The sequence below is a fragment of the Paenarthrobacter sp. NCHU4564 genome (genome assembly GCF_052156435.1).
Taxonomy (GTDB): Bacteria; Actinomycetota; Actinomycetes; order Actinomycetales; family Micrococcaceae; genus Arthrobacter.
In genome coordinates, this window is the sequence record NZ_JBQLIS010000004.1 from 31,156 (window position 1) to 56,931 (window position 25,776).

The following is a 25,776-nucleotide window of genomic DNA, read 5'->3' on the forward strand; positions in this document are numbered from 1 at the left end:
GACGATTGCGAGGGGCCCGGGACCCGTCTGTAATTCCGGACAGCACCCATCAAAAAGCCGTTCCGCGACGTTGATGGACAGGCTCTACTGGATACAGAAGATCTTTCACCCAGACACTTTTCGAGAGATGAAGGAGCCATCATGGCACCCGCCGATTTCACTACTGGAGCCCGTCCGGTCAAAGCTGCTCGTGGTACGGAGCTCACTGCCAAGTCGTGGCAGACCGAGGCGCCGTTGCGCATGTTGATGAACAACCTTGATCCGGAGGTTGCCGAGCGTCCGGATGACCTGGTGGTTTACGGGGGTACGGGCCGGGCGGTGCGTTCGTGGGATGCGTTTGATGCGATCACACGGACCCTGGAAACCATGGAGAAGGACGAGACCCTCCTGGTCCAGTCGGGTAAGCCGGTGGGTGTGTTCCGCACCAACGAGTGGGCGCCGCGGGTGTTGTTGGCGAACTCGAACCTGGTGGGGGACTGGGCAACGTGGCCGGAGTTCCGCCGCTTGGAGGCCGAGGGCCTCACCATGTACGGGCAGATGACCGCGGGTTCGTGGATTTACATCGGCACGCAGGGCATCCTGCAGGGCACCTACGAAACCTTTGCCGCCGTCGGACGCAAGCTCGCTGCTGAGGGCCGGCACCCGGCCCCCGCGCCTGAGGGCTCCACCGAGGGCCCGCTCGCCGGCACCCTGACCCTGACCGGTGGGTGCGGTGGCATGGGCGGCGCCCAGCCGCTCGCCGTGACCTTGAACGACGGCGCGTGCCTGATCGTGGACGTGGACGAGACCCGTCTGCGCCGCCGGGCGGGGAAGCGCTACCTGGACGAGGTCGAAACGGACCTGGACACCGCGATCGCGAAGGTCAACAAGGCCAAGGCTGAGCGGCGTGGCTGGTCCGTGGGGTATGTGGGTAACGCCGCGGAGGTGTTCCCGGAACTGCTGCGTCGCCATAAGGCCGGGGAGTTGACCATTGATGTGGTCACGGACCAGACCAGTGCCCATGATCCGCTGTCCTACCTGCCGGAGGGCATCACGGTGGAAGAGTGGCACACCGAGGCCGCCGCCGATCCGGAAGGCTTCACCAAGAAGGCCCAGGCCTCCATGGCAAGGCACGTACAGGCGATGGTGGAGTTCCAGGATGCCGGGGCTGAGGTGTTCGATTACGGCAACTCCATCCGCGACGAGGCCCGCAAGGGCGGCTACACCCGGGCGTTCGAGTTCCCCGGGTTCGTCCCGGCCTATATCCGCCCGCTGTTCTGCGAGGGCCTGGGCCCGTTCCGCTGGGTCGCGCTGTCGGGGGACCCGGAGGACATCCGCGTCACGGACGAGGCGATCAAGGAACTGTTCCCCGAGAACAAGCACCTGCACAAGTGGATCGACGCCGCCGCGGAGCGAGTCGAGTTCGAAGGCCTTCCGGCCCGCATTTGCTGGCTCGGCTACGGCGAACGCCACCAGGCCGGGCTGTTGTTCAACAAGCTCGTGGCCGAAGGCAAGGTCAAGGCCCCGATCGTGATCGGCCGCGACCACCTGGACTCCGGGTCCGTGGCGTCCCCGTACCGGGAGACCGAGGCCATGAAGGACGGCTCGGACGCGATCGCCGACTGGCCGCTGCTGAACGCCCTCACCGCCGCCTCTTCGGGTGCCACCTGGGTTTCCATCCACCACGGCGGCGGCGTGGGAATCGGCCGATCCATCCACACCGGCCAGGTCTCCGTGGCCGACGGCACCGACCTCGCCGCCGCGAAACTGACCGCACTCCTGACCAACGACCCCGGCATGGGCGTCATCCGCCACGCCGACGCCGGCTACGAACGCGCCATCGACGTCGCCCACGAACGCGGCGTCCGCATCCCCATGAACGAAGGCAAGTAAATGACTCTGACAACACACGAACCGCTGACCGTCACCCTCGGCTCCAGCGGCGTGACCCCGGAAGACGTCGTCGCCGTCGCCCGCCACGGCGCCAAGGTGACCATCTCGCAGGAAGCCCTGGACACTGTTGCCAAGGTCCGTGCCCACATTGACGGCCTGGCCACCAGCGACGTCCCGGCCTACGGCATTTCCACGGGCTTCGGTGCATTGGCCAACCGCCATATCCCGAACGAACTCCGCACCCAGCTGCAGAAGTCGCTCATCCGCAGCCACGCGGCCGGCATGGGTCCGGCCGTGGAACGCGAAGTCATCCGCGGCATCATGTTCCTCCGCGCCAAGACCCTGGCATCGGGCCGCACGGGCGTCCGTCCCGTGGTCCTGCAGACCATGGTGGATGTCCTCAACGCCGGGATCACTCCGGTGGTCCGCGAATTCGGCTCACTGGGCTGCTCCGGCGACCTTGCACCGCTGTCCCACTGCGCGCTGGTCCTCATGGGTGAGGGTGAGGCAACAGGGCCCGACGGCGAACTGTACGGCGCCGCGGGCACGGCACCTGTCGCTGAGCTGCTCGCGCAGCACGGCATCGAGCCGGTAACCCTGGCTGAGAAGGAAGGCCTGGCGCTGGTCAACGGCACCGAGGGCATGCTCGGCATGCTGCTGATGGCCATCGCGGACCTGCGCATGCTGCTGGCGACCGCCGATGTCACCGCGGCCCTCAGTGTCGAAGCCCTCCTCGGCACGGACCAGGTGTTCCTGCCTGAGCTCCACGCTGCCCTGCGTCCCCACCCGGGCCAGGCAGCGAGCGCGGACAACATGCTGCGCGTGCTCTCCAACTCGCCGATCGTTGCCTCCCACCGGATCAACGACACCAAGGTCCAGGACGCCTACTCGCTGCGCTGCGCTCCCCAGGTTGCCGGCGCCGTCCGCGATACGGTCGACCACGCAGCACTGGTGGCTTCCCGCGAACTCGCGGCTGCGATCGACAACCCTGTGGTCCTGCCCGACGGCCGCGTGACCTCCAACGGCAACTTCCACGGCGCTCCGGTCGCCTACGTGCTGGACTTCCTGGCGATCGCCGTGGCAGACCTCAGCTCCATTGCCGAGCGCCGCACGGACCGCATGCTGGACCCGGCCCGCTCGCACGGTCTCCCGGCCTTCCTGGCTGCGGACCCGGGCGTGGACTCGGGCCTCATGATCGCCCAGTACACCCAGGCCGGCCTGGTCTCGGACAACAAGCGCCTCGCCGTTCCGGCATCCGTGGACTCCATCCCGAGTTCCGCGATGCAGGAAGACCACGTGTCCATGGGCTGGCACGCGGCCCGGAAGCTGCGCAAGGCCGTGGAGAACCTGCGGCGCGTGCTCGCCGTCGAGCTTGTCACCAGCGCCCGGGCGATCGATATGCGCACGCAACTGTCCGACGGCGGACTGACTCCCGGTCCTGCCGGCACGGCAGTGCTTGAGGTGCTTCGCGAAGTGGTTCAGGGACCGGGTACCGACCGGTTCCTGTCGCCCGAACTGGAGGCGGCTGACCGCCTTGTCGGCTCCGGTGCCGTGCGTGCGGCCGCCGAATCCGCCGTCGGGATTCTAGCCTGACGCCGAATAAAGCGCTTCTTTGATGCGCAATTTAGCCACGCCCCGGACTTTGTTCGCAACGCAGCGTCCGGGGCGTGGCAAATGTAGTAGAACTTATGGTGTACGTCACGTCCGGCGACAACGGTGTCCCGGGCTTGACGGTCAAGTGAATATCAACAGAGAACATCCACAAAGGGGTAGAAGTTCAATGAAGGCACGGGGAGCAGTCCTTTCCAGAAGAAACGCACACTCTGCGACGGTTTCCGACTGGAAGCAGCTCAAGGTCGGCGAGAGGGTGGAAGTGGTCAAGTACGCCCATGTGATCGCGGCTGGACTGATCGAGGAAGTCTCCGGCAGCGGCAATGTGGTGTGGCTTGAACACTCCGGCCCGGGTGTCACCGAAGAAGGCAAGGAACTTTTCATGAAGTCCGACGGCGTGACTCTCCGCCGCGCGTAGGTACCCAACTGAGTCGCAGTAGTGCGTGTTTAGACCGCTCAAAACGCGCACAAATGCGACCTGGTTGGGGGAGCTTAAACAGAAACCGGGGCCTGTCCCTTTCCGCGGGTAGTAATGGCGGAAAGCGACGGGCCCCGGTTCTGCTTGCTAAGCGGCGAGAGCTTCGTGGGTCTGGCCGAAGGGAACGGATTCGTCCAGGGCCACGGTGTAGGTGCCGGGCTCATGCCTGGTCACCAGGATGCCGCAGTTGGCATCTGCTCCTGCGCTTTCGATGAGGGCATCCACGGCGCGGTCAAGACCGTCGTGGACCTCGCTTGCGTTGGAGAACGACAAGCGGATTTCGCGTTCTGCGGTGATCGCAGGGGTCATGGTTGGGGCCTCCTCTACGTGTCGCTATGCGAAGGCGACCCATCAACTATAGAGCGTTTGCCCCGAAAATTTGTAAGATGACTGGCAGCCCAGTGATCTGGATCTCACCTGCGAACCATGGCCCTGAGCAGTTTGACCGCCACGGACAGGGCTGCAATATCCATGGGGCCCGGCTTGATGGCTTCCTTGATGGTCTGTTGGATGCGCGCCAATTGTTCGATGTTTCCCCGCTCCCAGTCCACGATCCGTTCCACGGGATCACCGGCTGCAGCAGACGACCGTGGCGTGTGCCTGACGACGGCCTTGGTCATGTCCGCCAGCACCAGGTACATGTCGTCCCGCAACGCGGCCCGGGCCAACGATTCCCAGTGGGTGTCCCGCGACAGCATGGTGATGTGCTCCAGCAAAGGGATGGCCGAGATCCGTTCAAACACCGCAAAATACACTTCCGCCACAGCCTCCACCGGTTCCTGCAGTTCTTCGGCGATGGCGGAGATGTCCAGCAGGCCATAGCTCACCAGGAGTTCGGACGCCCGGACGCCCAGGCTGTGCGGGAGTCCCACAGCATCGGTGTGGGCCAGTCGCTTGAGCGAGTGGGCCAGGTTGATGCCGTGCAGGAACCCCGTGAAGTTGGCCCGCATCAACGCCATGGGCCGCTCCAACCTGGCGAAGGCATCAGCCACCGGTTTGTCCCTGAAATCGTGGGTGACATACCAGCGGACGGACCGGTCCAGGAGGCGGCGCATATCAAGGGCAACGGCGGCTCCGTGCTCGCTCGGAGTGCTTGCAGGAAGCGCCGCGATCGCTTCCATGACCGAGTCGAAGTCCCAGATCTGCCGCATGACCACGAAGGCCCGCGCGACTGCCGTGGCCGAAACCGTGGTTTCCTCCATGGCCCTGAAAGCAAACGAGATTCCGCCCATGTTGATCATGTCATTGGCGATCACCGTGGCCACGATCTCACGCCTCAGCGGATGCGTGGCCAGCTGTTCCCCGAACCGCTGGGAGACTTGCTGGGGAAAGTAGGAACGAAGCGTCTGGGCGAACCATGGATCATCCGCAAGGCCGCCTTCCGTGAGCTCCCGTGCCAGCTCGATCTTGGCATAGGCTGCCAGGACGGCCAGTTCCGGAGTGGTCAGGCCCTTGCCCGTGAGGACCCGTGCCTGGAGTTCCTGGTTGGAAGGGAGGAACTCCAGGCTACGGTCCAGGTCCATCGCTGACTCCAGCCAGTCCATGGTCCGTTCAAAGCTCGGGCTCCATTCCAAGGCCAGTTGCTTGTCATTGAGGAGCAGGACGTTTTGGTCCGCATTGGTCTTCAGCACGAGCCGTCCCACCTCACCCTGCAAGGACTGCAGGAAGCCGGTCCGTTCAGCCGCGGGCATCCTCCCGGCCGAGATCATCCGGTCCAGGAAGATCTTGATGTTCACCTCATGGTCCGAACAATCCACCCCCGCCGAGTTGTCGATCGCGTCCGTATTAACCAGGATTCCTGCCAGCGCTGCCTCAACCCTGCCCCGTTGTGTCACGCCCAGGTTGCCGCCCTCGGCGATGATGTGCGTGCGGAGCCGGCCGGCGTTGACCCTGATGGCGTCGTTGGACTTGTCGCCCACCTCTTCGTGGGTTTCAGCCGCCGCTTTGATGTAGGTGCCGATGCCGCCGTTATACAGCAGGTCCACAGGGGCCCGCAGGATGGCGCGCAGCAGCTCGGGTGGGCTGACCGCCGTCGGCCCTTCCTCCATGCCCAGGGCGAGCCGGACCTCCTTGGTGATGGGCACCGACTTCTCCGCGCGGGAGTACACGCCACCGCCGGGGCTGAGCTTCGCCGGATCGTAGTCGGCCCATGAAGACCGGGGCAGCGCGAAGAGGCGTTCGCGTTCCTGGTAGGAAGCAAGCGGGTCCGGGGTGGGATCCAGGAAGATGTGCCGGTGGTCGAACGCAGCCACGAGTTTGATGTGGTTGGAGAGCAGCATGCCGTTGCCGAAAACGTCTCCGCTCATGTCGCCGATGCCCACCACGGTGAAGTCCTCTGCGCGGGAGTCGATGGTGAGCTCGCTGAAGTGGTGGCGCACGGATTCCCAGGCACCGCGGGCCGTGATGCCCATCTGCTTGTGGTCGTAACCCACCGAGCCGCCGGACGCGAAGGCATCACCGAGCCAGAACCCGTACTCGGCCGCCACCGCGTTGGCGAGGTCGGAGAACGCAGCTGTCCCCTTGTCGGCCGCCACCACAAGGTAGTAGTCGTCGCCGTCGTGGCGTACTACGCGGGGTGGGCCGACAACGGTCCCGTTGGGTCCGCCGTCGGGATCCGACACCAGGTTGTCCGTGAGATCCAGGAGGCCACGGATGAAGGTGCGGTAGCTTTCCTGACCTTCGGCGAGCCAGGCTGAGCGGTCCTCCGCCGGGTCCGGGAGCCGCTTGGGGAAGAATCCGCCCTTGGCTCCGGTGGGCACGATCACTGCGTTCTTGACCGTTTGGGCTTTGACGAGCCCCAAAATCTCCGTGCGGAAGTCCTCGCGCCGGTCCGACCAACGCAAGCCGCCACGGGCGATCGGTCCGAAGCGCAGGTGCACACCCTCCACTTGTGGCGAGTAGACCCAGATCTCGTGCTTCGGCCGTGGGGCCGGGGCGGCCGGCACGTTGGAGGGGTTGAGCTTGACGCTGATGTACGGCTTGTTGAGGTAGAAGTTGGTGCGCAGCGTCGCTTCCACCAGGCTCGCCAGCTGCCGTAAAAGCCGGTCGGCGTCCAGCACCGGCACGGCGTCGATGGCGTTGGCCAGCGTGGTCCTGGCCGCGTGGACTGCCTGGGTGCGGTGGCTTAGTTCGCTGGTGCCTTCCTCGAAGACGTCACCGCCGCCGGACGGCCCCGCGCCGCCGGACGGCCCCGCGCCGCCGGACGGGGCCCCGCCGCCGGGCTGCGCCCCGAGGCCGGGCTGCGCCCCGAGGCCGGGCTGCGCCCCGAGGCCGGGCTCGAACAGGTCGGGGCCAAACAAGTCCGGATTGAACTTGGCCTCGAACAGGTCAAGGAGGGCATGCGTGGCGGCGGGGTTGCCACGAAGCGTGTCCGCAATGAAGCCATACGAGTTGGTACTGCCCAACTGCCGCAGGTACTTGGCATACGCGCGAAGGACGGCAACATGGCGCCAGCCGATCCCCTCCCTGATGACCAGCGCGTCGAAGGCGTCCGACTCCGCATCGCCCCGCATGGACGCAATGAACGAGTCGGCCAGCAGCCCGGCTGTCGGCAATGGATCCACGCCGCGGGGATACTTGAGCCCCAGGTCGTACAGGAAAAACTGCCGGCCATCGGCCCGCTGCACCTCGAACGGCCGCTGGTCCAGGACCTTCAACCCGAGGTTGTGGAAGAACGGCAGGATTTCGGTGAGGCTCTGGGGCCGGGTCAGGTACACGCGGATGCGGGCGTCCTCGGTCAAGACTGCCGTGCCCGGGCGCCGGTAGACGGACAGCACAGGGTCCGGAGCATGCCCGGGTTCACCGGACGTGCTGCTGGGTCCGAAGCTTTCGAACCGGCCGATGTCCTCTACGGCGTCCTCGACCTCGTATTCTGCCTTGTAGCCTGCCGGGAACGCCGCAGCCCACTGCGCAGACAGGCGGCTGGCTTCCCCGCGCGGGTACACTGCCTGCAGTGCCTCCTCCAGTCCCTGCGCCCACGACCTCGTGGCAGCAATGATGCGCTGCTCCAGTACTGCGGAATCAACGACGGCGGTACGTGCCTCCTGCTGGCCGGTTCCGGTGGCGGCAGGCAGCAGGATGCGGAAGAAGACCCGTGCCATGGCGGATTCGCCCAGCCGGAGCTCGAACTCGATCGCATCCGTTCCGAACGCTTCCCGCAGCTCGCGCTCGATGTTCAGGCGCACAGCGGTGCTGTAGCGGTGGCGCGGCAGGAAGACCAGCGCAGTCATGAAACGCCCGTACGAATCCGGCCGCAGGAACAGCCGGGTGCTGTGCCTCTCCTGCAGGCGAAGTATTTCGCGGGCATGCAGTGCCAGTTGCTCCGCATCGATATGGAAGAGTTCGTCCCGGGGGTAGGCGTCCATCACGGCGAGGAGTTCCTGGCCGTGGTGGGATGACGGCGGATACCCAAGGGACCGCAGGGCCTCGGAGACCGTGTCCCGGATGACGGGGATCTGCAGGACAGGGTGCGCCGAGGAACTTGGGGTGAACAGGCCAACGAAGGTGTTGCCCGTCCGTAGGCTCAGTTCATCAAGGTACGCGTGGCGCAGCACGGTGGAGCGCCGGGTGGATTTGGTGAGCGTGAGGATCGGGTCCCTTGCGCCGCGGTTGTCGATCGCGGCTTCGCCCCGCAGGATCCCCAGACCGGCTTCTCCCGGTCCTTGGTAGCCAAGGAACACGAAGTTCCCTTCGGCCAGCCAGCGCAGCAGCGCTTGGGCATCGCGCGTTCCTGCCCTGGTTTCGCCTTCGAGTCCGCCAACAGCCCTGTCGAGCCGTGCCTGCATGGCGGGGGCATCCTCGGCGGCGGCCCGGACATCCGCCAGCACGTCCTGCACCCTGGCAATGAGCAGTTCTGCGCTCGCCTCGTCCGGCAGGCGCGGGATATCCAACGCCAACCACGACTCGGTGAGGCGGCCGCCGTCGTGCGTTGCGGAGGAGGAAGGCCCGACGGCGGTTGGGAGCCCCGTGCGGTGCGGTCCCCGGTGGATGTGGGTAAGGCGGTGGGTGGCGGGGTCGCGCCCGACCGTAAAGGTGGGGTGGACGAGGAGCCGGATGGAGGAGGCATCACGGGCGATTTCGGCGGTGACGGACGGAAGGAGGTAGGGGAGGTCATCGGTGACTATGGCTACCACGCTGGCGTTGGTCTCGTGCAGGATGCCCACCACGGACTGGCCGGGCTCACGCCGCTCTGCCAACGAACGGTGGTAGCGTGCCCGTTCCAGGAGGGTTTCGGGCGTGTAGTTGCGGACGTCGTCATCGGATACGTGCTCGTAGTAGTCGGTCAGGAAATCATCGGCCGGCCCGATCCCTGGTGACATGCCACTGCGCCTCCGCTGCCTCCGGCGGTCCAGGGAGGGGCCGTGTTGGTGCGGCTTGGAGAGTCCCTGCGCCTCCCTCTATCATCGCCGCGAGTTGGCATTTAATACCAATGTTTGAGCCAAACATTGTGATCTAATGCCATCTCGCGGGGGCCAGAGACGTGGTGACGGGATTCGAACCCGCGTGCGCTGCTTTGCAGGCAGCTCCCTGGCCTCTTGGGTACACCACGTGCCAACGACCCTAGGCGCGGTGGCAAGTGCCGGACAAAGTTCTTTTCCCCGGTGGTCCCGGGGCTACGGAATCTTTCCCGGGGCTACGGAGTGTGTCCTGGTTGGGCTACGTGGTGTTTCCGTGGGTGGCGGCCTGTGACGGCCGGGTCCCGGTCCCGCTCCGGGCTGCCAGACGGGCCAGCTTCCACGCGCTGGAGGCCAGCAGCAGGGTAAGGATGGCTGCGGCAACGTGCGTGTAGAGCATCAGGTGCACGGATCCTTCGGACGCGGCGCTGCTATCCGCAGGAACGTCCAGGGGCTGATTGCCACCGTGCAGATGCCCGAAGAGTCCGCCACCGGGCACGTATCCGCCAAAGGCATCCAGCCCGAAGTGCAGGAGTTGCTGCGCCACGCCGGAGAACAGCAGCAGCAACAGGGGGCCATGGACCCATCGGGTAACCAGTTGCGCTGCGAGGCAGGTGAGGGCAAGGAGGGCCAGCAGCGGGGGCAGGGCCGGGGGAGCGCCACCGGCAGCCACGTGGGCTGCCAGTCCCAGGGCAACAGCGATCACACCAGCCGCCCAGGCCCACTTGTCCTGCACAGGAGCAGTGCGCATCGCCATCCTTTCCTCCACACAGGCTATGCGGAGGAAGACGCCGATGAACAGGGCTCACGCGAGGAGCGTGTTCACCAGCCTCGCTGCAACCTTGGCCGTCCGGGAATCGATGTCGAACTCCGGGTTCAGCTCTGCCACATCCAGGTGCAGCAGCTTTCCACTGGCAGCAACTTGGCGGCATACTGCGTTGATCACCGGCAATGGCACGCCATACGCCGCCGGCGCACTCACTCCGGGAGCCACCGAGGCCGGCAGCACGTCGAGGTCGATCGTCAGATAAAGTACGTCCACGCCGGCAAGGAAATCCGCAACAAAAACCTCCACCCGTTCCGCGGAGCAGTCCTCGTCCAGCAGGTATTTCACGCCGAGCCGGTCAGCGGTGTCGAACAGCGTCCGCGTGTTGTTGGGTTCCGAAATACCGACGACGGCGTACTGCAGTTCGCGCCCGGCGGCGGCTTCCTCCCGGGACATCTGGAGGAACGGCGTACCCGAACTCGGAGTGGGCTCATCCCGCAGGTCGAAGTGGGCATCGAGGTTCAGCACGCCCAGCCGCTTGCCACTGCGCACGGCGTCAGATCCCGCAACGCCCAGGTAGCTGGCGAACGCGGTCTCGTGTCCGCCGCCCAGCACCACGGTGAGGTTTCCGCCGTCGAGCAGTGCCGAAATGGCGCGCCCGGCACGCTCCTGGCCCGCCTCCAGGGCGTCGCCTTCCACCACGACGTCGCCGGCGTCGAAGAGGTGGCGGTCCAGATGGAACGCCAGTGGACCCAGTGCCGAACGGATCGCGGCCGGCGCCGCTGAGGCACCTACCCGGCCCTTGTTGCGGCGGACGCCGGCGTCACTGCAAAAGCCAAGCACGACGGCGGGACGCAGGGCCCCTGCGGACGTTTCCGGGGTGTGGGGAGCCACAGCCTGCCACCACCGGCGGTGCTCGGCGCCGTCGCCGTCGAAACGGCCGGTCCACGGGGTGGGAGTGACGTCTACGGTGAGGGCGCTCGTTTCCATGCTTAAAGCAGACCGGACCCGGACGGCCAAAGCCAGCAGTTCCGGGTCCGGAGTGTCTGAAATGCCGGACATCCAGGCCCGGACATCACCGCGACATGGCATTTGATGACAATGCCGGAGCCCAACATTGTCATCAAATGCCATCTCGGCAGGGAGCTATTTGACCCCGAGCAGCTCCTCCACGGTGCCAATGCCAAAGAACAACAGGAAGGCGGCGGCCACGGCCCACATCAGTGGGTGGACTTCGCGGGCACGGCCCTGGAACGTGCGGATCAGGACGTAGGAGATGAATCCGGCGCCCAGGCCGTTGGCAATCGAGTACGTGAACGGCATGAGGGCGATGGTCAGGAAGGCCGGGATGCCCACGCCCCAGTCCTGCCAGTCGATCTTGCCCACCTGGGAGACCATCATGAAGCCCACCACCACCAGTGCAGGGGCGACGGCTTCGAACGGAACCAGGTTGATCAGCGGCGTGAAGAACATGGCCACCAGGAAGAGGATGCCGGTCACGATCGAGGCGAGGCCGGTGCGTGCACCTTCGCCGATGCCGGCGCCGGACTCCACGAAGATCTGGTTGGAGGACACGGACGAACCGCCACCCACGATCGCGCCGAGGGCGTCAACCTGAAGCACACGGTCGACGTTGGGGATGTTGCCCTTTTCGTCCACGGTCCCGGCCTCGTTGGCCAGGCCCACCATGGTGCCCATGGCGTCGAAGAAGATGCTCAGCAGGATCACGAACGCCAGCAGCGCCGCTGCGATGAAGCCCAAGTGCTCAAAGGCGCCGAACGGGTTGGCTTTGCCGATCAGTGAGAGATCGGGTGCGCCCCATTCGGACAGGGTAGGGGCCACCAGGGACCAGCCGCGCGGGTTCACGGTGTCGCCGTCCACACTGGGGCCGATGTGGAGCGTGAACTCGAGGATGGCGGCCAGTGCGGTGGATGCGACGATGCCGATGAGGATCGCGCCACGGACCTTGCGGACTACCAGGGCGATGGTCAGCAGCAACCCGACGGCGAACACCAGGGTGGGCCAGCCCATGAGCTTGCCTTCAACACCCAATCCAAGGGGCACGGTGGTGCCGGCGGCGTCCGGGATGCGGCGAACGAAGCCGGCGTTCACCAGGCCGATCAGTGCAATGAACAGGCCAATGCCCACCACGATCGCGGTCTTCAGCGCCTCCGGGACAGCCTTGAACACGGCGGTGCGGAATCCGGTGAGCACCAGGATCAGCATGGTCACGCCGGAGAGCACCACCAGGCCCATCATGTCCGGCCAGGTCAGTTCCGGGTGGGAGGCCACGGTGACGGCCACGAAGGCGTTGACGCCCAGGCCGGTTGCCACGGCAAACGGGTGCTTTGCCCACGCACCCATGAGGATGGTCAGGATGCCCGCGACGAATGCGGTGGTAGCTGCCACGGCAGTAAAGCCGAGTGATTCGCCGCTGGAGTCCGCTCCGGAGAGGATCAGGGGGTTCAGGACAACGATGTAGCTCATGGCGAAGAACGTCGCAAAGCCGCCGCGGATCTCGCGTGAGTACGTGGAGCCTCGTTCAGAGATCTTGAAGTAACGGTCGATGGCAGAACCTTGTTTAAGCATGAAGGTCTCCGGGGATTGGGTGAGTGTGCTCTCAAATCCTATGCCGCGGATACGGCCCGCCCGGACGATTCGCCTAGTCTGTAAGGAAGCCAACACTAGGAGAAACCGCCCCATGCGTACCATCCGCCCCCTTCTGGCCGCCGTCGTTGCTGTTGTGGCCTTCACCGCCGCAGTGCTGTTTGGTGCTGCTCCGGCGTCCGCGCACGATGTCGCCGAGTCCACCGCTCCGGCGAACGGTGCCAGCGTTGCCGAGGTTCCGGCGTCGGTCTCCATCACCTTCAACAACCGCCCCCTGGCCATCGGCTCGGGCGTAACGGTGACTTCCGGTGGCGAGAACTGGGCGGATGGCGCCGTCGAAATCATCGACAACCAAGCGGTGCAGAAGCTTCGCCCCGGCGCGCCGGCTGGCCAATACACGGTCACGTGGCGCGTGGTCAGCTCCGACTCCCACCCGATCGAGGGCACCTTTTCCTTCACGGCCGCCAGCGGAAGTACGACGGCGGCCGGCGGCTCGGCGGTGGCGTCACCGTCGGCGTCCGCACCGGCAGCGTCGGTCCCTTCGGCAGGCACGTCAGCACCTGGTACCAGCGGCAACGAGGCTGCCCCGGCGGCGGAGTCCCAGCCGTTTCCCTGGAGCATCGTCGGGCTGGCTGTTGTTGCGGTTGGCCTCGTGATCTTCCTGGCCGTTACGGCGCGTCGGAAGTTGGCGGCCACCGACGGCGCCGATGCCGAAAAATCCGCGGAATAACGGGGTTTTCTACTTAGCGTCGAAGGTCTCGGATCGGTTACTGCGACACGCCAAAACCAAACTTCTCGTTACTCAAATGTGACTTTGGTGTGATCATCGCGTACGGTAGTACCTGTGCCCGATCCATGTACGGGGCACTTCCGGCCTGATTGCCTAGCTCTGCCGCAGGCCGGAATCCGTTCGCAGACATACCTACGGCAGAGACGGGGAACCCATTTTGGTCAGCTTTTGAAGCTGACCTTGGGGTGAAGTCACGAAGCTTCCGCTGCATGGCGGGAGACAGTGGCCGGGTGACTCCCATCCGAATCCGACAGCTAACCTCGCAGGCATCGGGAGAGGCTTTTTCATGTCTTCACGCATTCTTCGCGGCCGTCGTAAGGCGGACAGCGTACGTCCCAATCCGTTCATCTCAATCTCCAAGGCTGTTGCCAGCAACGCATCGGGCGCAGGCCGCCAGGCTGCTGTTATCGCCGCCGCGTCGGGCCTGGTCCTGACCGGTTCCATCGCCGCCCACGCCGCGGAAACCCCGGCACAGGCACCGGTGGAGCGCGACTCCAGCCCCGCCACGGTGGCGCAGACGGTTTCCGAGGCTCCCAACAAGGTTGTCACCGCCGCTGCAACGGCTACCGTCAACTTCGAGCGTCCGGCAGTTGCTTCCGTAGCAGCACCGGTCATCGAAAAGCCGGCACCGGCTCCTGCGCCGGCACCCAAGAAGGCTGCAGCCACCACCGCTGCCGCCCCGGCCAAGGCCACGGCTACCGCCACTGCAACCGCTCCGGCTCCTGCCGCTCCTGCTGCCGCTGCTCCGGCCGCCGGTGGCGTCAACGCCGCCATGGTTGCCTCGGCCTACGCGCAGATCGGCATCTTCCAGGACTGCACCGCCATGGTTGAAAAGGCCCTCGGCTCTGCAGGTATCCGGGTTGGCGATCTCGCTCCCATGCAGTTCCTGAACTACGGCAAGGTAGTCAGCGACCCGCAGCCGGGCGACATGATCGTCCAGTCCGGCCACGTTGCCATCTACATCGGCAACGGCCAGGCCATCAGCGGTGGCATCAACGGCAACCAGACGGGTATCCATCCCATTAGCTGGCTGACCGCTACGGGTCCCCTGACCTACGTACGCGCAGGCGCCTAAGCCTCACGCTTCACCAAAAGCCGGCATCTCCGGGACTCAACGTCCCGAGGGTGCCGGCTTTTGTTGTCTGGTTGGAAGGCGTTTCAGGCGAGGGCAACGCCCGGTGAGGCCGGAAGGGCCACCCTCGCCGAGATGGCCTGGCCCACGGCTTTGGCCTGCCGAAGTACTTCCTTGGGGGTAGGGGTCACGAGTTCGCCCACGCCCACCAGGTGCATGCCTACCGCCCGCATGGCAGCCACGAGGTTCTGGCCGATGCTGATTCCAAGGTCCGCGAGCATCCTGCGCAACTGGCTCTGGGCGCAGCGCGTGACCACGATGTGGTCGGCCAGCAGGATGCCGTCCGGGGTATGGACCGCCCATTTCCGGGTTTCGACCGGGGATAGGCCGGTGCGGGTGCTGCCAAGGTCCGCCACTTGGCCATAGGCCGGCTGTGGCTCGCTGCCCAGGAAATCGAGGCGCACGGCGCGGGTAGTGCTGCGGACATCCAAGTGATGGCTCGCTGCGTAGTTGCGCAAGTGCCGGAGGATTTCGTTGCGTTCCTGCATGGCAGCGGGGTCGGAAACGTCGCAGCGGGGCAGCATGCCGGTATGAAGGGACGCCGTTGCCGGGGAAGGTGTTCCCATGAGGCTGTCCACCACGATCGAGCCAACGCCATGACGGCTCAGTTCGCTGGCCACAGCCAACCCGGAAAGCCCGGCGCCGATGACCACGGTGGTGGTCCGTTCCGTGCCGGAATCAGGCGTGAGGTGCACTGCTTGGTTCCTCCTTGACTGTGTGCCCGCGGGCATCGCATGGGTTGCGTCCGGGTCCCCAAGCGGTCGCAAGTAAATGGCCGGTATGTGTGCTGGAACACGCTTGCCGGCCATTCGGTGACTCGAACATTACCCAACTTTTTGTGTCGTGGATAGCCTCCGCCACAGCGTGTTTTTTGTGGTCATTTTGGCCATCAAGGAGCCTGGCTGCGGGCACTGGCTGGACCCCGAAACCGAGCCCGGACCGTTATGCACATAGCCCAACGTCGCCTTGATTCGGCCATGCCAACCGAGAATAGTTGGGATTGGAAGGGGAATCCCAAGGGCTTCCCCGGCCCCGGCCGCAGGCAAGCTTGTCACGAGGTCCATCGATTGCTGGAACCTCTGGCAGAATGGCCGGAACATCAAGCAGCAGGTGGAGAGGCAGGCCCCCAATGGACCAGCACGGCAGACACGTTGACCACACCCGGGACGGTGAGGACCCGGTGGCAGCACCCGGAGGAATCGTCGTCGGCGTGGATGGTTCGGAGCACGGTCAGTGCGCCTTGGTCTGGGCCGCCCGGGAAGCTGAACGCCGGCAGCGCCCGCTCCACATCGTCACCGCCTATTCGGTGCCGATCTTTGCTGCTTCGGGCTTGGACGGCGGATACGCCACAGTGGACGACTCCGTGATCCGGGAGGGTGCCGAGGCGATCGTCAAACAGGCCATGGACAAGGTTTCCGGCTACTCCATCGATGTCGACGCTTCCGTTGAGAACGGAGACGCGGCCGGTGTCCTGCTGGACCTGTCCGCGGAGGCGGAGCTGCTGGTCTTCGGAAGCCGCGGGCGTGGCGGGTTCGTCGGGCGCCTCCTGGGCTCCGTGAGCAGCGCGCTGCCTGCCCATGCCAAATGCCCTACCGTTACTGTGCCGCTCTACTGCGCGGACCGCTTGGGCGAGAACACCGAGGACAAACACATCAAGGCCGAACACGCCAAGGCCGGTCCGCGGACGGTGGAGAATGTGGTCGTCGTGGGCGTGGATGGTTCGGAGCAGGCGCGGGTCGCGGTTTTGGAAGCCGCTGAACAAGCAGAGCGGATGGGCGCCAGCCTCCGCGTCATTTGCGCAGTTCCGCAGTACAGCGGATCGCTGGCCTGGGTGCCTGCGCCGCTTGATCGCGATGCCCTCTTCGCGGACATCAAGGTGCAACTGGACGCTGGGGTAGCGTGGCTGCGGAGCCACTTCCCCCGGCTGACCGTGGAGACGGACCTCCGGGACGGCGCACCCGTTGACGTCCTGGTGGAGGCCAGCCGCAGTGTTGAGCTGGTGGTCCTGGGCACCCGCGGACGGGGTGGATTTGCCGGCATGCTTCTGGGCTCCACTTCGGACGGCGTCCTGCACCATGCCAAGGGGCCCGTGCTGGTGGTTCCGGACAGGGAAGATCCCAGGCTCGCCGACCGCGCCAAGTTCGGTCCCATGCTTGGCACAGCCTAAAGCAGCGCCGCCCTTCACATGAGCAGCCAGGAACGGAACCGGCAACCAGGAACTGGTGGACGCACGTACGTTGTGCCGCTGGACCGGATCCGGGCTGGGATGCTCGCAGAAGTCGGAGGCAAGGCGGCAAACCTGGGGGAGTTGCTTGCCGCCGGGTTCCCCGTGCCTTCAGGGTTTTGCCTGACGACAGCCGCGTACAGGCATTCCCTCGCGTCCACCGGCCTGGAGGATGTTCTTGAGGCCTTGGATGCTGCGGCTAAGTCCATGTCCGGCCAGCAGTCCATGTCCGGCCAGCGGGCCACAGCCGAACTGAACTCCTTGGCGGCCCGCGCGCGATCGCTGATACGGGAGGCGGGAATCCCTCCTGATGTGGTCGCCGAACTGCGAAGTTCCTATCTGGCCCTGGGCGGAGACGCTCCTGTCGCGGTCCGTTCCTCGGCCACCGCGGAAGATTTGCCGTTCGCGAGCTTCGCCGGCCAGCAGGACACGTTCCTGAACGTCGTGGGGGTGGACAACGTCGTTGATGCAGTGAGCAGATGCTGGGCTTCGCTGTGGACCGACCGGGCCGTGAGCTACAGGACCACCAACGGAATCAGCCACTCAACGGTGACCCTCGCGGTGGTGGTGCAGCAAATGATCGACTCCGCGGCCGCCGGGGTGATGTTCACTGCCAACCCGGTGACAGGCCGCCGGCGGGAGGCAGTCATCGACGCAAGCCCCGGGCTCGGCGAGGCCGTGGTGTCGGGAGCGGTCAATCCGGACCAGTACATCGTCGATGTCCAAACCCGGAGCATCCTCAAACGGACCCTCGGTGATCGTCGGGTGGAAATCCGATCGGTACCCGGCGGCGGCACGGAACGGATCGAGGCCGCTCTGCCGGACAACCCTCCCCAACAGTGCCTCAGTGACTCCCGGATCCAGGAGCTGGCGCTGCTGGGGCAAAGGGTGGAGGAGCACTACTCTGCCCCGCAGGACACGGAATGGGCCATCGACAAAACCGGCACCTTGTGGCTGACGCAGGCAAGGCCCATCACCACGCTGTATCCACTGTTCACCAGGAAGCCAGGCACCCCTGGAGAGCACGCTTTCCTGAACTTCAGCCTCGCACAGGGACTGACCCGTCCCCTGACACCCATGGGACTGGCCGGGATACGGCTGATCGCTTCCTGCGTTGCCCGGACTGCCGGTTTCGACGTTCCCCATCCGCGTTCCGGTCCTTCGCCGTACTACGAGGCCGGGCAGAGGATCTTCTTCGATCTCACGTCCGTTGTGCGCAGCCGGGTGGGCCGGTCCATCGTGCCGCGCGTCTTCGACATCATGGAGGCCCGCTCCGCGGCGCTGATCCGGGGGCTTACGGAAGATCCACGGTTCTCCATAACCAACAAAACCCCGCTGAAGCTCCTCCGGCATGTGGCTCCGGTGGTTGCCAGGTACAGGGTGCCGGAGACCGCGCTTCGCGGCCTTTTCCGTCCGGATGCCGCCATGGATCGCGTGGGCAAGCTCAGCAGGCACCTCAGGGACTCACTGGAACTTTCCGGCGCTGCCACGAGCCGTGAGCGCCTGGGCCATGCGGAGCAGATCCTCGGCCGGCAGATTTTTGCCACCGTGCCGCAAATCCTTCCGCTGCCGGCCCTCGGCTTCGGCATGCTGCTGATGGTCAGGAAGTTGCTCGGTCCGGACGTGTCCTACAACGAGCTCCAAACCGTGATCCGGGGGCTACCCAACAATGTCACCACGGAGATGGACCTGGAGCTTTGGAGCTTGGCCGCGGAAATCCGGGAGGATCCCGAAGCCGCCGATTACTTCCGGACACACAGTGCAGGGGAACTGGGAGCGGCCTGCGTGGCTGGAACCCTCCCTCCCCGTGCCCAGTCCGGTGTGGAAAAATTCCTCGCCGCCTACGGACACCGTGCAGTGGCTGAGATCGACCTCGGCATGCCGCGCTGGTCCGAGGACCCGACCCACATCCTGGGCGTAGTGGCCAACTACCTCAGGCTGGAATCTCCAGGACGCCTGGAAGGACGCTTGGAACCGGGAATCCCGCCCCAGGAGGCGCCAACGCCCGGGGACCCCGACCGGCAGTTCGAGCACGCCGCACGGGAGGCCGAAAAACAGGTGACAAGGCTCGTGGCCCGTGCCAGGACCAAGAGCCCGGTGCATGCGGCACTCGTCAAAACAGCCCTGGACCGAACACGCCGGTTTGCCGGGCTGCGGGAGTTGCCCAAGTACAACCTGGTTCTCGGCTTGGCGGCGGCACGCAGGCAGTTGCTCGTGGTTGGTGAGGACCTCGCGCGGGACGGCCGGATTGACGCGCCGGAGGACATCTTCTTCCTTGACTTTGACGACGTCGGTCTCGCGTTGTCCGGAAGGAGTTTCCAGTCCACGGTGGTACAGCGGCGCGAGGCCTACCAGCAGGAGCTGCGCCGCCGGCATATTCCGCGGGTCCTGCTCTCTGACGGCACCGAACCCGAGGCAACAGGCCACTTGGCCGCCAAGGACCTGTCGCCTGGTGCCCTTGCCGGAAGCCCGGCGTCGGCGGGAGTAGTGACGGCGCGGGCAAGGGTCATCATGGATCCCGTGGGAGCCCACCTGGAGCCCGGCGAGATCCTGGTGGCCCCCTCAACAGACCCCGGATGGACGCCGCTCTTCCTCACGGCGGGCGGGCTGGTCATGGAAATGGGTGGCCCCAACTCGCACGGGGCAGTGGTGGCCCGCGAGTACGGAATCCCCGCAGTCGTGGGTGTTCCTGATGCCACGCTACGCCTGGAAACCGGCCAGGCCATTACTGTGGACGGAGCCGCCGGGACAGTGGTTCCAGCCGCTGAAGCCTAGGCGTGCTGGTGGGATTCGTGCTCCGAGTGGCTGACGGGCTCCAGCTGGAACGTGCAGTGGTCGGTGTCGAAATGCCGGCCAAGGCATGAGCCCAACTGGTCCAGGATGCTGTCGGCACCCGTCGCGTTGAGCACCTCGTCTTCAACCACCACGTGTGCTGAAAAGACCGGAACACCGGACGTAATGGTCCAGATATGGATGTCGTGCGCGTCCACCACGCCCTCGACGGCCAGGATGTGTTCCCGGATCATGGTGACTTCGATCCCCTTGGGGGTCGCCTCGAGGAGAACATCCACCACATCGCGGAGCAGGTGCCAGGCCCGGGGAATGATCATCAGTGCTATCACCACCGATGCAATGGGGTCCGCTGCCGTGAATCCGGTGGTCATGATGACGATCGCAGCCGCAATCACGGCCAGCGAACCGAGGAGGTCACCCAGGACTTCCAGGTAGGCACCACGGACGTTGAGGCTTTCCTTTTGCGCACCCTGAAGGATGAGCAACGAAATGAGATTGGCTGCGGCGCCCACGATCGCTGCCCACAGCATGACGTCCGTGTGGATTTCGGGCGTCTGCCCAAAACGGCGGATGGCTTCGATCATGATCACCACGGCGATGACGATGAGGATCAACGCGTTGGCCAGCGCTGCCAGGACTTCCGCCCTCTGGTAGCCGTAGGTGCGCTGGTCGCTGGCGGGCCGGGTGGCGATCCACGCTGCCATCAGCGCAATGAAGACCCCGGCGGCGTCCGAGAGCATATGGCCTGCATCGGCCAACAGGGCGAGCGATCCGGAAAGGAAAGCACCCACGACCTGGATGCCCACGACGCCCAGGGTGATGGCAAGGACGGCCACCAGTCTCTTCCGGTGCTTGCCGGTAGCTGTGAGTCCGTGCGAGTGGTTGTGGTCGTGCCCCATGACTACAAGGCTAGCCCCAGCCCAGCTCGTGCAGGCGGTCGTCGTCGATTCCAAAGTGGTGGGCGATCTCATGGACCACGGTGATCGCGACTTCGTCGATCACTTCCTGCCGGGACGTGCAGATATCGAGGATCGGCTGGCGGAAAATGGTGATGCGGTCCGGCAGGGATCCTGCGTCCCACCACGAGTCCCGCTCGGTCAAGGGCACGCCTTCGTAGAGTCCCAGGAGGACAGTGTCGGGGTCCTCGCCCAGTTGCGGGGTGTAGTCGTCTTCGATGAAGATCGCCACGTTGTCCATGGCACTGGCAGCTTTGGGCGGAATGAGCTGGAGCGCATCGCTCACGGCTTCCTCGAACTCCTCCGGAGACATCTCGAAGGGTGCCCCTGCAGGCTGGCCCACTTCTTCCACGGGGCTGTGGACGGCGTTTCGCTCGGAGATCGGCCCGGCGAGGGGTGATGAGGGGCGCTCACCGTCAGGAACAATCGGCAGGCCGGGAGGAAGGTTCGCGGGCATAATCCGACTTTAGTCCGCTGGCGGGGCGTTGACGCTGGTTGTGATGGGAGATACAGTTTTCCGGGTTTGGTTATTCGTATAACTGCCTCTTTCATTCCGCTCACAGACAGGTCCCGCATGACGCGCCCCGGTACCCGGCACGGCCCCACGATGCACGATGTCGCTGCCGCTGCGGGCGTCTCGCAGGCCACGGTCTCCCTGGTGCTCAATGATGCCGGCGGCGGAAGGTTTTCCGAGGACACCCGTCAGCGGGTTCACGAGGCCGCCCGCCATTTGGGGTACCGCACCAACGCCCACGCCAAGGTGCTGCGGGACGGCGTGGCCGGCATGATCGGCTTCGTGGGCGACCACGTGGCCACGGCTCCGTTCGCCGGCAAGATCATCGAAGGCGCGCAGGCCAGGGCATGGGAGGCCGGCATGCTGCTGCTCACCGTCAACACCGGGGGAGACCAGCGACTGGAGGAAGCGTCCCTGGAGGCCATGCTGTCCCACAAGGTGGCCGGGGTGGTTTATGCGTCCATGTATCACCAGGTGGTGGACGTCCCCGACGTCCTGGGTGAGGTTCCCGCCGTCGTGCTTAATGCCCGGGACAGAAGCGGCACCTTTCCCAGCATCGCGCCGTCGGAAGAGCTGGGCGGCTACACCGCCACCAGGCGGCTCATCGACGCAGGCCACCGGCGGATCGGCTTTATCAACATCGGTGACGTCGAGGAGGGGCTGCCGGCCGTCGTCGGGCGTCTTGAAGGTTACCGGCGCGCCCTGGCTGAGGCGGGCGTGGATTACGACGACGACCTCCACCGCCCGGGCGACGGCCACGAAGACGGGGGGTACCGGAACACCCTCGCGCTCATGACGGGCCCGAAACCTCCCACAGCGCTATTTTGTGGCAACGACAGGACCGCGTGGGGCGCCTACCAGGCGCTGGCTTCGCTGGGGCTGTCCGTTCCCGACGATGTGTCCGTGGTCGGCTTCGACAACCAGGAGTCCCTGGCGCCGTATCTCCGGCCTGGCCTGACCACCCTGAAGCTTCCCTTTGTGGACATGGGGCGGCGCGCCGTGGAGCTGATCCTCGCCGGCAACGCTACCCCGGGCCACACTGAATTGTTCGAATGTCCTTTGATTGAACGGCACTCCGTGGCCCATCTCCAGCACCTCCCCACCCAACGAACAGGAACCGCATGACCGCCACTGCCAACACCGCGCCTGAGCCCCTCGACGTCGTCGTGGTGGGTGAAGCCCTTATCGACATCGTGCAGTCTCCCGACGGCCAGACCGAGTACCCCGGCGGTTCGCCGGCCAACGTCGCCTACGGCCTGGGCCGGCTGGACGTCAAGACGGGGCTCCTGACCGCGATCGGCCGCGACGAGCGGGGGGATGCGATCGCCGCGCACCTGCAGAGCGCCGGCGTGGTGCTGCTGCCGGGATCCAAATCCCTGGGCAGGACAGCGACGGCGACGGCCAGTATCGCTGCGGACGGGTCCGCTGAATATACGTTCGAGATTGACTGGGCGCTTGCCCCGCTGACGCTGCCATACGCTCCTCGGATCCTGCACACGGGCTCGATCGCGACTTTCCTGCAGCCTGGTGCGTCGGTGGTCCGCAGCCTGTTGGAACAAGCTCAGGGCGGCTGCATGGTCACCTACGATCCCAACATCCGCACGGACCTGCTGGGCAGCCACCACGAGGCGCTGGCGCTGTTTGAAGAACTCGTGCCGCTCACCGACGTGGTCAAGATGAGCGACGACGACGCACGCTGGCTCTACCCGGGGAAGGACCTGGAAGACACCGCGAACCACCTGCTGTCGCTCGGGACCGGGCTGGCAGTGGTGACGCAGGGATCCAGGGGTTCCCTGATGGCCGCCCCGCGCATGCAGCTCAACGTTCCTGCAATTCCGTCCTCCGTGGCTGACACCATTGGCGCCGGCGATTCCTACATGTCGGCCCTCATCATGGGTCTGCTGCTGCGCGGCAGCGACGGGCTGGCACCCACCGTGCTTGAACGGATCGGCACCACTGCGTCCATGGCGGCATCCATCACGGTGGGCCGGCCCGGAGCAAATCCGCCAACGCACCGTGAACTCCTGGCCGGTATGGCCCGCTAGTTCACCGGTTCAGTGTGATGTGCGCGGCCGGGGGTTGCGCCGCGTCAGTGCAACCCCTGCCAGGCACACCGCGCCGCCGACCAGGCCCCAGATGCTGGGGATTTCCTGCAGCACGGCCCACGAAATCAGGATCGTGGTTCCGGGAACCAGGTAGGTGGTAGCGGCCAGCTTCCCTGCCGAAATCAGGGACAGCGCATAAGCCCATGTAGTGAAGGCGATGGCTGTGGGAAAGATGCCCAAGTACACCAGCCCCAGCGTCGCCGGCATGGGAGCCGCTTGGACCTCACTGATGAGTTGTCCGGTCCACGGCAGGCAGCAGAGCGTGCCGACCATGATGCCGAACCAGGTCGCCTGCCCCGCGGTGAACTTCCGCAGTACCGGCTTCTGCAGGATCGCGCTCACCGAGGCGAGCACGGCGGCAAGCAAGCACAGCAGGACGCCGGTGACATCCGCCGTCGAGCGTTGGCCAGAGCCCAAGGCGATCATCGCCACTCCGCCGAAGGCCACCGCGCTGCCGATCAGCAGCCACCGCGGAAAGCCTTCCTTCAGGATTACGCCGGCCAGAACGGCGATCAGGATCGGCGAGACATTGATGAGCATGGCGCTCGTTCCTGCGTCGAGCAGGTGTTCTGCGGCGTTCAGGGCAACGTTGTAGCCGGCGAACCACATCACGCCGTAGGCGGCGATCGGCAACCACTCGCGTCCGCGGGGCCACACCTTCAGGGTCGGCAGCACCACGATTCCAAGAACGACGGCGGCAACCGCCAAACGTCCGAGCGTCAGGGAACCGGGGGAGAAACTTGGTCCGACGGCGCGGATGCCCACGAACGCAGAGGCCCAGAGAACCACGGTGATGGCCACAGCTGCGATGCCGGCCTTGCTAATGGGGGCTCCTGGCGCTGGGGTGGTGCGCTGCCGGATGCCGGGTGACGGCTGGCCTGGCTCGGCCGGGGTGGTGGTTGTCATAGGGCAAATCTAGCCCGGTCCTGAGGTTCGCGGCTGGCGGATTTCGGACGCGTCCCCACAAGAAACTGCCAATGTTTGACACCCGCAGGCTGCTGCCGTAGCTTATCGATTAACGGTAATAACGAATATCGATAAATTGGGGTTAATCATGGGCTTGCGAAGAAACGTCAGCGACTCTTTGGCTCGCGTCAAAGTAGTCTCGAGGGCTGATTCGGTGGTGCTGATGGTGATCGCTTTCGCTGTGGCCTTGGTGACCACGGGTTTCACGGTGGTCTCGATCATCGGAAATTCCGGCGAGGTTGTGCTGAGGCTGCCGGTGGATCCAGCGCTGCAGGAAATGCGCGATCTGGGATTCGGGGCCGCGGGGCGGACGTCCCAAGTTGAAGTCAGCGTGCCAAGGCTCCCGGAAAATGAGGCAGCTCTGCTGGGTTGGTCTGCCGTGTTCAATCAGGTGGCGATCCTGGCGGTGGCGTCTCTGCTGGTCCTGCTGGCCCACAGGCTGGCGAATGCGGTTCTTTTCGCCCGCGGTACCGCGGTGGTGTTGGGAACTGCCGGGGGAGTTCTGGCGATTGCCGGGAGCGCTGGCCAAATCATGGACTCAACGGCCCGCAACCGGCTCGCTGAATACGTGGGCCTGGCTCCGGCAACCCCGGGCGAGACCCTGCTGTATGTGTCGGGTTTTAATCCCACACCCCTTGTGGCCGGGATTGCCCTGCTGCTGTTCGCCGGGGTTTTCCAGTTTGGGCGGCGGTTGCAGTGCGATGTGGAGGGCCTGGTCTGATGCCGGCCGAGGAAGACCTTGCCATCCACTGCAAGCTGGATGAGCTGCTGGAGCAGCGGGGGATGACCCTGACCGAGCTCAGCCGACGGGTTGGGGTGAGCCTGGTGAATCTGTCCGTCCTGAAGAATGACCGCGCCAGGGCGATCCGCTTCTCTACGCTGTCAGCCATTTGCGGGGTCCTCGAGTGTCAGGTAGGGGACCTGTTCGAGTACGTTCCCGGTGGCGTCGGGTAGTCGCCAGGGAGTGATTCGCGAGTGCGTGTCGGAGGTCACACGGCCCTCGATTTTGGAATCCGGGTATCTATGCTCTAAAGTTTTAGAGTCCAGTTCGGACGAGCGAGAGCGGAAAAGAACGCATAAAGCGTTGTGTTCTGCTGCGAAATCCGAATTGAGTTCAGGCCCCCATCGTCTAGCGGCCTAGGACACCGCCCTTTCACGGCGGCGGCACGGGTTCGAATCCCGTTGGGGGTACGCAAGGCAAGTGGTAAATCGGACCGAAAAAGTCTGGTAAGCTGGAAGCCTTGAAAAAAACGCGGTAGAGATACCGCAAAGCAAGGCCCTGTAGCGCAGTTGGTTAGCGCGCCGCCCTGTCACGGCGGAGGTCGCGGGTTCAAGTCCCGTCAGGGTCGCTCTGAGCGCCGGAAGTAATTCCGGTTCTCAAGGTGACGTGTCACCTAGGCTCTGTAGCTCAGTTGGTAGAGCGTTCGACTGAAAATCGAAAGGTCACCGGATCGACGCCGGTCGGAGCCACCACTGGGAAGCACCAGTTCTTCGGAACTGGTGCTTTTCTTGTTTAACCCGCTTACTGGCGTGCGGCGCCAGCGTCTGCACACCGGCAGTGCCGACGCC

The 25,776-nt window shown here is 65.2% G+C and carries 20 protein-coding genes, 4 tRNA genes and 1 riboswitch; of the genes, 14 read left to right on the plus strand and 10 right to left on the minus strand.

The genetic code is table 11. From position 1 onward, the window contains the following. The first annotated feature begins 141 nt into the window (after positions 1-141). The 3 genes from ACSVIE_RS05620 to ACSVIE_RS05630 all read left to right on the plus strand — a co-directional run bounded on the left by ACSVIE_RS05620 (position 142) and on the right by ACSVIE_RS05630 (position 3,901). The gene (locus ACSVIE_RS05620) at positions 142-1,872 is read left to right on the plus strand and encodes a urocanate hydratase (RefSeq protein ID WP_442423269.1); all 1,731 of its coding nucleotides are present in this window, start codon (positions 142-144) and stop codon (positions 1,870-1,872) included. After that, positions 1,873-3,465: a histidine ammonia-lyase gene (gene hutH, locus ACSVIE_RS05625; protein WP_442423270.1), complete on the plus strand. Its 1,593-nt coding sequence runs from the start codon at positions 1,873-1,875 to the stop codon at positions 3,463-3,465. Between the two features lie 187 nt (positions 3,466-3,652). After that, positions 3,653-3,901: a hypothetical protein gene (locus ACSVIE_RS05630; RefSeq protein ID WP_426005556.1), complete on the plus strand. Its 249-nt coding sequence runs from the start codon at positions 3,653-3,655 to the stop codon at positions 3,899-3,901. Between the two features lie 147 nt (positions 3,902-4,048). Here the strand turns inward: ACSVIE_RS05630 and ACSVIE_RS05635 are convergent, their stop codons facing one another. From ACSVIE_RS05635 to ACSVIE_RS05660, 6 genes are all read right to left on the minus strand, one after another. Further along, positions 4,049-4,270, minus strand: a complete 222-nt coding sequence (locus ACSVIE_RS05635; protein ID WP_442423271.1) for a hypothetical protein — start codon at positions 4,268-4,270, stop codon at positions 4,049-4,051. 104 nt (positions 4,271-4,374) lie between these two features. Continuing rightward, a complete protein-coding gene (locus ACSVIE_RS05640; protein WP_442423272.1) occupies positions 4,375-9,279 on the minus strand; it encodes an NAD-glutamate dehydrogenase in 4,905 nt (1,634 codons plus the stop codon). A 159-nt stretch (positions 9,280-9,438) separates the two neighbouring features. Further along, positions 9,439-9,509: transfer RNA gene (locus ACSVIE_RS05645), tRNA-Cys, on the minus strand. A 107-nt stretch (positions 9,510-9,616) separates the two neighbouring features. Continuing rightward, positions 9,617-10,105 carry a hypothetical protein gene (locus ACSVIE_RS05650; protein ID WP_442423273.1) on the minus strand — a complete coding sequence of 163 codons (489 nt, stop codon included), beginning with the start codon at positions 10,103-10,105 and terminating at the stop codon, positions 9,617-9,619. A 54-nt stretch (positions 10,106-10,159) separates the two neighbouring features. Further along, a complete protein-coding gene (hutG, locus tag ACSVIE_RS05655) occupies positions 10,160-11,110 on the minus strand; it encodes a formimidoylglutamase (protein WP_442423274.1) in 951 nt (316 codons plus the stop codon). Positions 11,111-11,266: 156 nt separating this feature from the next. Further along, a complete protein-coding gene (locus tag ACSVIE_RS05660) occupies positions 11,267-12,709 on the minus strand; it encodes an NCS2 family permease (protein ID WP_426005563.1) in 1,443 nt (480 codons plus the stop codon). 112 nt (positions 12,710-12,821) lie between these two features. Between ACSVIE_RS05660 and ACSVIE_RS05665 the strand changes: the two genes are divergently transcribed. Together ACSVIE_RS05665 and ACSVIE_RS05670 are read left to right on the plus strand one after the other, a co-directional pair. Beyond that, on the plus strand, positions 12,822-13,457 hold the full coding sequence (locus ACSVIE_RS05665; RefSeq protein WP_442423275.1) for a copper resistance CopC family protein: 636 nt from the start codon (positions 12,822-12,824) through the stop codon (positions 13,455-13,457). A gap of 157 nt (positions 13,458-13,614) precedes the next feature. Next, positions 13,615-13,800: riboswitch (cyclic di-AMP (ydaO/yuaA leader) on the plus strand. 3 nt (positions 13,801-13,803) lie between these two features. Next, positions 13,804-14,592, plus strand: coding sequence for an NlpC/P60 family protein (locus tag ACSVIE_RS05670; protein ID WP_426005566.1), 789 nt, complete (start codon positions 13,804-13,806; stop codon positions 14,590-14,592). An 83-nt stretch (positions 14,593-14,675) separates the two neighbouring features. Here the strand turns inward: ACSVIE_RS05670 and ACSVIE_RS05675 are convergent, their stop codons facing one another. After that, positions 14,676-15,344, minus strand: a complete 669-nt coding sequence (locus ACSVIE_RS05675) for an FAD-dependent monooxygenase (protein ID WP_426005568.1) — start codon at positions 15,342-15,344, stop codon at positions 14,676-14,678. A gap of 434 nt (positions 15,345-15,778) precedes the next feature. Between ACSVIE_RS05675 and ACSVIE_RS05680 the strand changes: the two genes are divergently transcribed. Continuing rightward, a complete protein-coding gene (locus tag ACSVIE_RS05680) occupies positions 15,779-16,816 on the plus strand; it encodes a universal stress protein (RefSeq protein WP_426005569.1) in 1,038 nt (345 codons plus the stop codon). A gap of 18 nt (positions 16,817-16,834) precedes the next feature. After that, positions 16,835-19,648 carry a PEP/pyruvate-binding domain-containing protein gene (locus tag ACSVIE_RS05685; RefSeq protein WP_442423276.1) on the plus strand — a complete coding sequence of 938 codons (2,814 nt, stop codon included), beginning with the start codon at positions 16,835-16,837 and terminating at the stop codon, positions 19,646-19,648. On the opposite strand, the gene ACSVIE_RS05690 is transcribed toward ACSVIE_RS05685, so the two are convergent. Together ACSVIE_RS05690 and ACSVIE_RS05695 are read right to left on the minus strand one after the other, a co-directional pair. After that, positions 19,645-20,565, minus strand: a complete 921-nt coding sequence (locus tag ACSVIE_RS05690; protein WP_442423277.1) for a cation diffusion facilitator family transporter — start codon at positions 20,563-20,565, stop codon at positions 19,645-19,647. The genes ACSVIE_RS05685 and ACSVIE_RS05690 overlap by 4 nt on opposite strands. Before the next feature lie 10 nt (positions 20,566-20,575). After that, positions 20,576-21,079, minus strand: coding sequence for a metallopeptidase family protein (locus tag ACSVIE_RS05695; RefSeq protein WP_442423278.1), 504 nt, complete (start codon positions 21,077-21,079; stop codon positions 20,576-20,578). A gap of 117 nt (positions 21,080-21,196) precedes the next feature. Here ACSVIE_RS05695 and ACSVIE_RS05700 point away from each other — a divergent pair, with 117 nt between their 5' ends. Continuing rightward, positions 21,197-22,261: a LacI family DNA-binding transcriptional regulator gene (locus tag ACSVIE_RS05700; protein ID WP_442423279.1), complete on the plus strand. Its 1,065-nt coding sequence runs from the start codon at positions 21,197-21,199 to the stop codon at positions 22,259-22,261. Next, entirely contained in the window at positions 22,258-23,181 is a 924-nt protein-coding gene (locus ACSVIE_RS05705) for a carbohydrate kinase family protein (protein ID WP_442423280.1), read from the plus strand. The genes ACSVIE_RS05700 and ACSVIE_RS05705 overlap by 4 nt, the downstream gene beginning before the upstream one ends. A 9-nt stretch (positions 23,182-23,190) precedes the next feature. Here ACSVIE_RS05705 and ACSVIE_RS05710 read toward each other — a convergent pair whose 3' ends face one another. Then, positions 23,191-24,147, minus strand: coding sequence for a DMT family transporter (locus ACSVIE_RS05710; RefSeq protein ID WP_426005578.1), 957 nt, complete (start codon positions 24,145-24,147; stop codon positions 23,191-23,193). Between the two features lie 148 nt (positions 24,148-24,295). Between ACSVIE_RS05710 and ACSVIE_RS05715 the strand changes: the two genes are divergently transcribed. The 5 genes from ACSVIE_RS05715 to ACSVIE_RS05735 all read left to right on the plus strand — a co-directional run bounded on the left by ACSVIE_RS05715 (position 24,296) and on the right by ACSVIE_RS05735 (position 25,680). Further along, positions 24,296-24,928: a hypothetical protein gene (locus ACSVIE_RS05715; RefSeq protein ID WP_442423281.1), complete on the plus strand. Its 633-nt coding sequence runs from the start codon at positions 24,296-24,298 to the stop codon at positions 24,926-24,928. Next, entirely contained in the window at positions 24,925-25,161 is a 237-nt protein-coding gene (locus ACSVIE_RS05720; protein WP_426007470.1) for a helix-turn-helix domain-containing protein, read from the plus strand. Before ACSVIE_RS05715 ends, ACSVIE_RS05720 begins: the two co-directional genes overlap by 4 nt. A gap of 164 nt (positions 25,162-25,325) precedes the next feature. Then, positions 25,326-25,398: transfer RNA gene (locus ACSVIE_RS05725), tRNA-Glu, on the plus strand. Positions 25,399-25,482: 84 nt separating this feature from the next. Next, positions 25,483-25,556: transfer RNA gene (locus ACSVIE_RS05730), tRNA-Asp, on the plus strand. A 48-nt stretch (positions 25,557-25,604) separates the two neighbouring features. Then, positions 25,605-25,680, plus strand: a tRNA-Phe gene (locus ACSVIE_RS05735). The last annotated feature ends 96 nt before the right edge of the window (positions 25,681-25,776 follow it).

Coding starts and splice junctions, on each gene's coding strand:
- ACSVIE_RS05620 (WP_442423269.1), top strand. CDS start 142: ATGGCACCCGCCGATTTCACTACTGGAGCCCGTCCGGTCAAAGCTGCT.
- hutH (WP_442423270.1), top strand. CDS start 1,873: ATGACTCTGACAACACACGAACCGCTGACCGTCACCCTCGGCTCCAGC.
- ACSVIE_RS05630 (WP_426005556.1), top strand. CDS start 3,653: ATGAAGGCACGGGGAGCAGTCCTTTCCAGAAGAAACGCACACTCTGCG.
- ACSVIE_RS05635 (WP_442423271.1), bottom strand. CDS start 4,270: ATGACCCCTGCGATCACCGCAGAACGCGAAATCCGCTTGTCGTTCTCC.
- ACSVIE_RS05640 (WP_442423272.1), bottom strand. CDS start 9,279: ATGTCACCAGGGATCGGGCCGGCCGATGATTTCCTGACCGACTACTAC.
- ACSVIE_RS05650 (WP_442423273.1), bottom strand. CDS start 10,105: ATGCGCACTGCTCCTGTGCAGGACAAGTGGGCCTGGGCGGCTGGTGTG.
- hutG (WP_442423274.1), bottom strand. CDS start 11,110: ATGGAAACGAGCGCCCTCACCGTAGACGTCACTCCCACCCCGTGGACC.
- ACSVIE_RS05660 (WP_426005563.1), bottom strand. CDS start 12,709: ATGCTTAAACAAGGTTCTGCCATCGACCGTTACTTCAAGATCTCTGAA.
- ACSVIE_RS05665 (WP_442423275.1), top strand. CDS start 12,822: ATGCGTACCATCCGCCCCCTTCTGGCCGCCGTCGTTGCTGTTGTGGCC.
- ACSVIE_RS05670 (WP_426005566.1), top strand. CDS start 13,804: ATGTCTTCACGCATTCTTCGCGGCCGTCGTAAGGCGGACAGCGTACGT.
- ACSVIE_RS05680 (WP_426005569.1), top strand. CDS start 15,779: ATGGACCAGCACGGCAGACACGTTGACCACACCCGGGACGGTGAGGAC.
- ACSVIE_RS05685 (WP_442423276.1), top strand. CDS start 16,835: ATGAGCAGCCAGGAACGGAACCGGCAACCAGGAACTGGTGGACGCACG.
- ACSVIE_RS05690 (WP_442423277.1), bottom strand. CDS start 20,565: ATGGGGCACGACCACAACCACTCGCACGGACTCACAGCTACCGGCAAG.
- ACSVIE_RS05695 (WP_442423278.1), bottom strand. CDS start 21,079: ATGCCCGCGAACCTTCCTCCCGGCCTGCCGATTGTTCCTGACGGTGAG.
- ACSVIE_RS05700 (WP_442423279.1), top strand. CDS start 21,197: ATGACGCGCCCCGGTACCCGGCACGGCCCCACGATGCACGATGTCGCT.
- ACSVIE_RS05705 (WP_442423280.1), top strand. CDS start 22,258: ATGACCGCCACTGCCAACACCGCGCCTGAGCCCCTCGACGTCGTCGTG.
- ACSVIE_RS05710 (WP_426005578.1), bottom strand. CDS start 24,147: ATGACAACCACCACCCCGGCCGAGCCAGGCCAGCCGTCACCCGGCATC.
- ACSVIE_RS05715 (WP_442423281.1), top strand. CDS start 24,296: ATGGGCTTGCGAAGAAACGTCAGCGACTCTTTGGCTCGCGTCAAAGTA.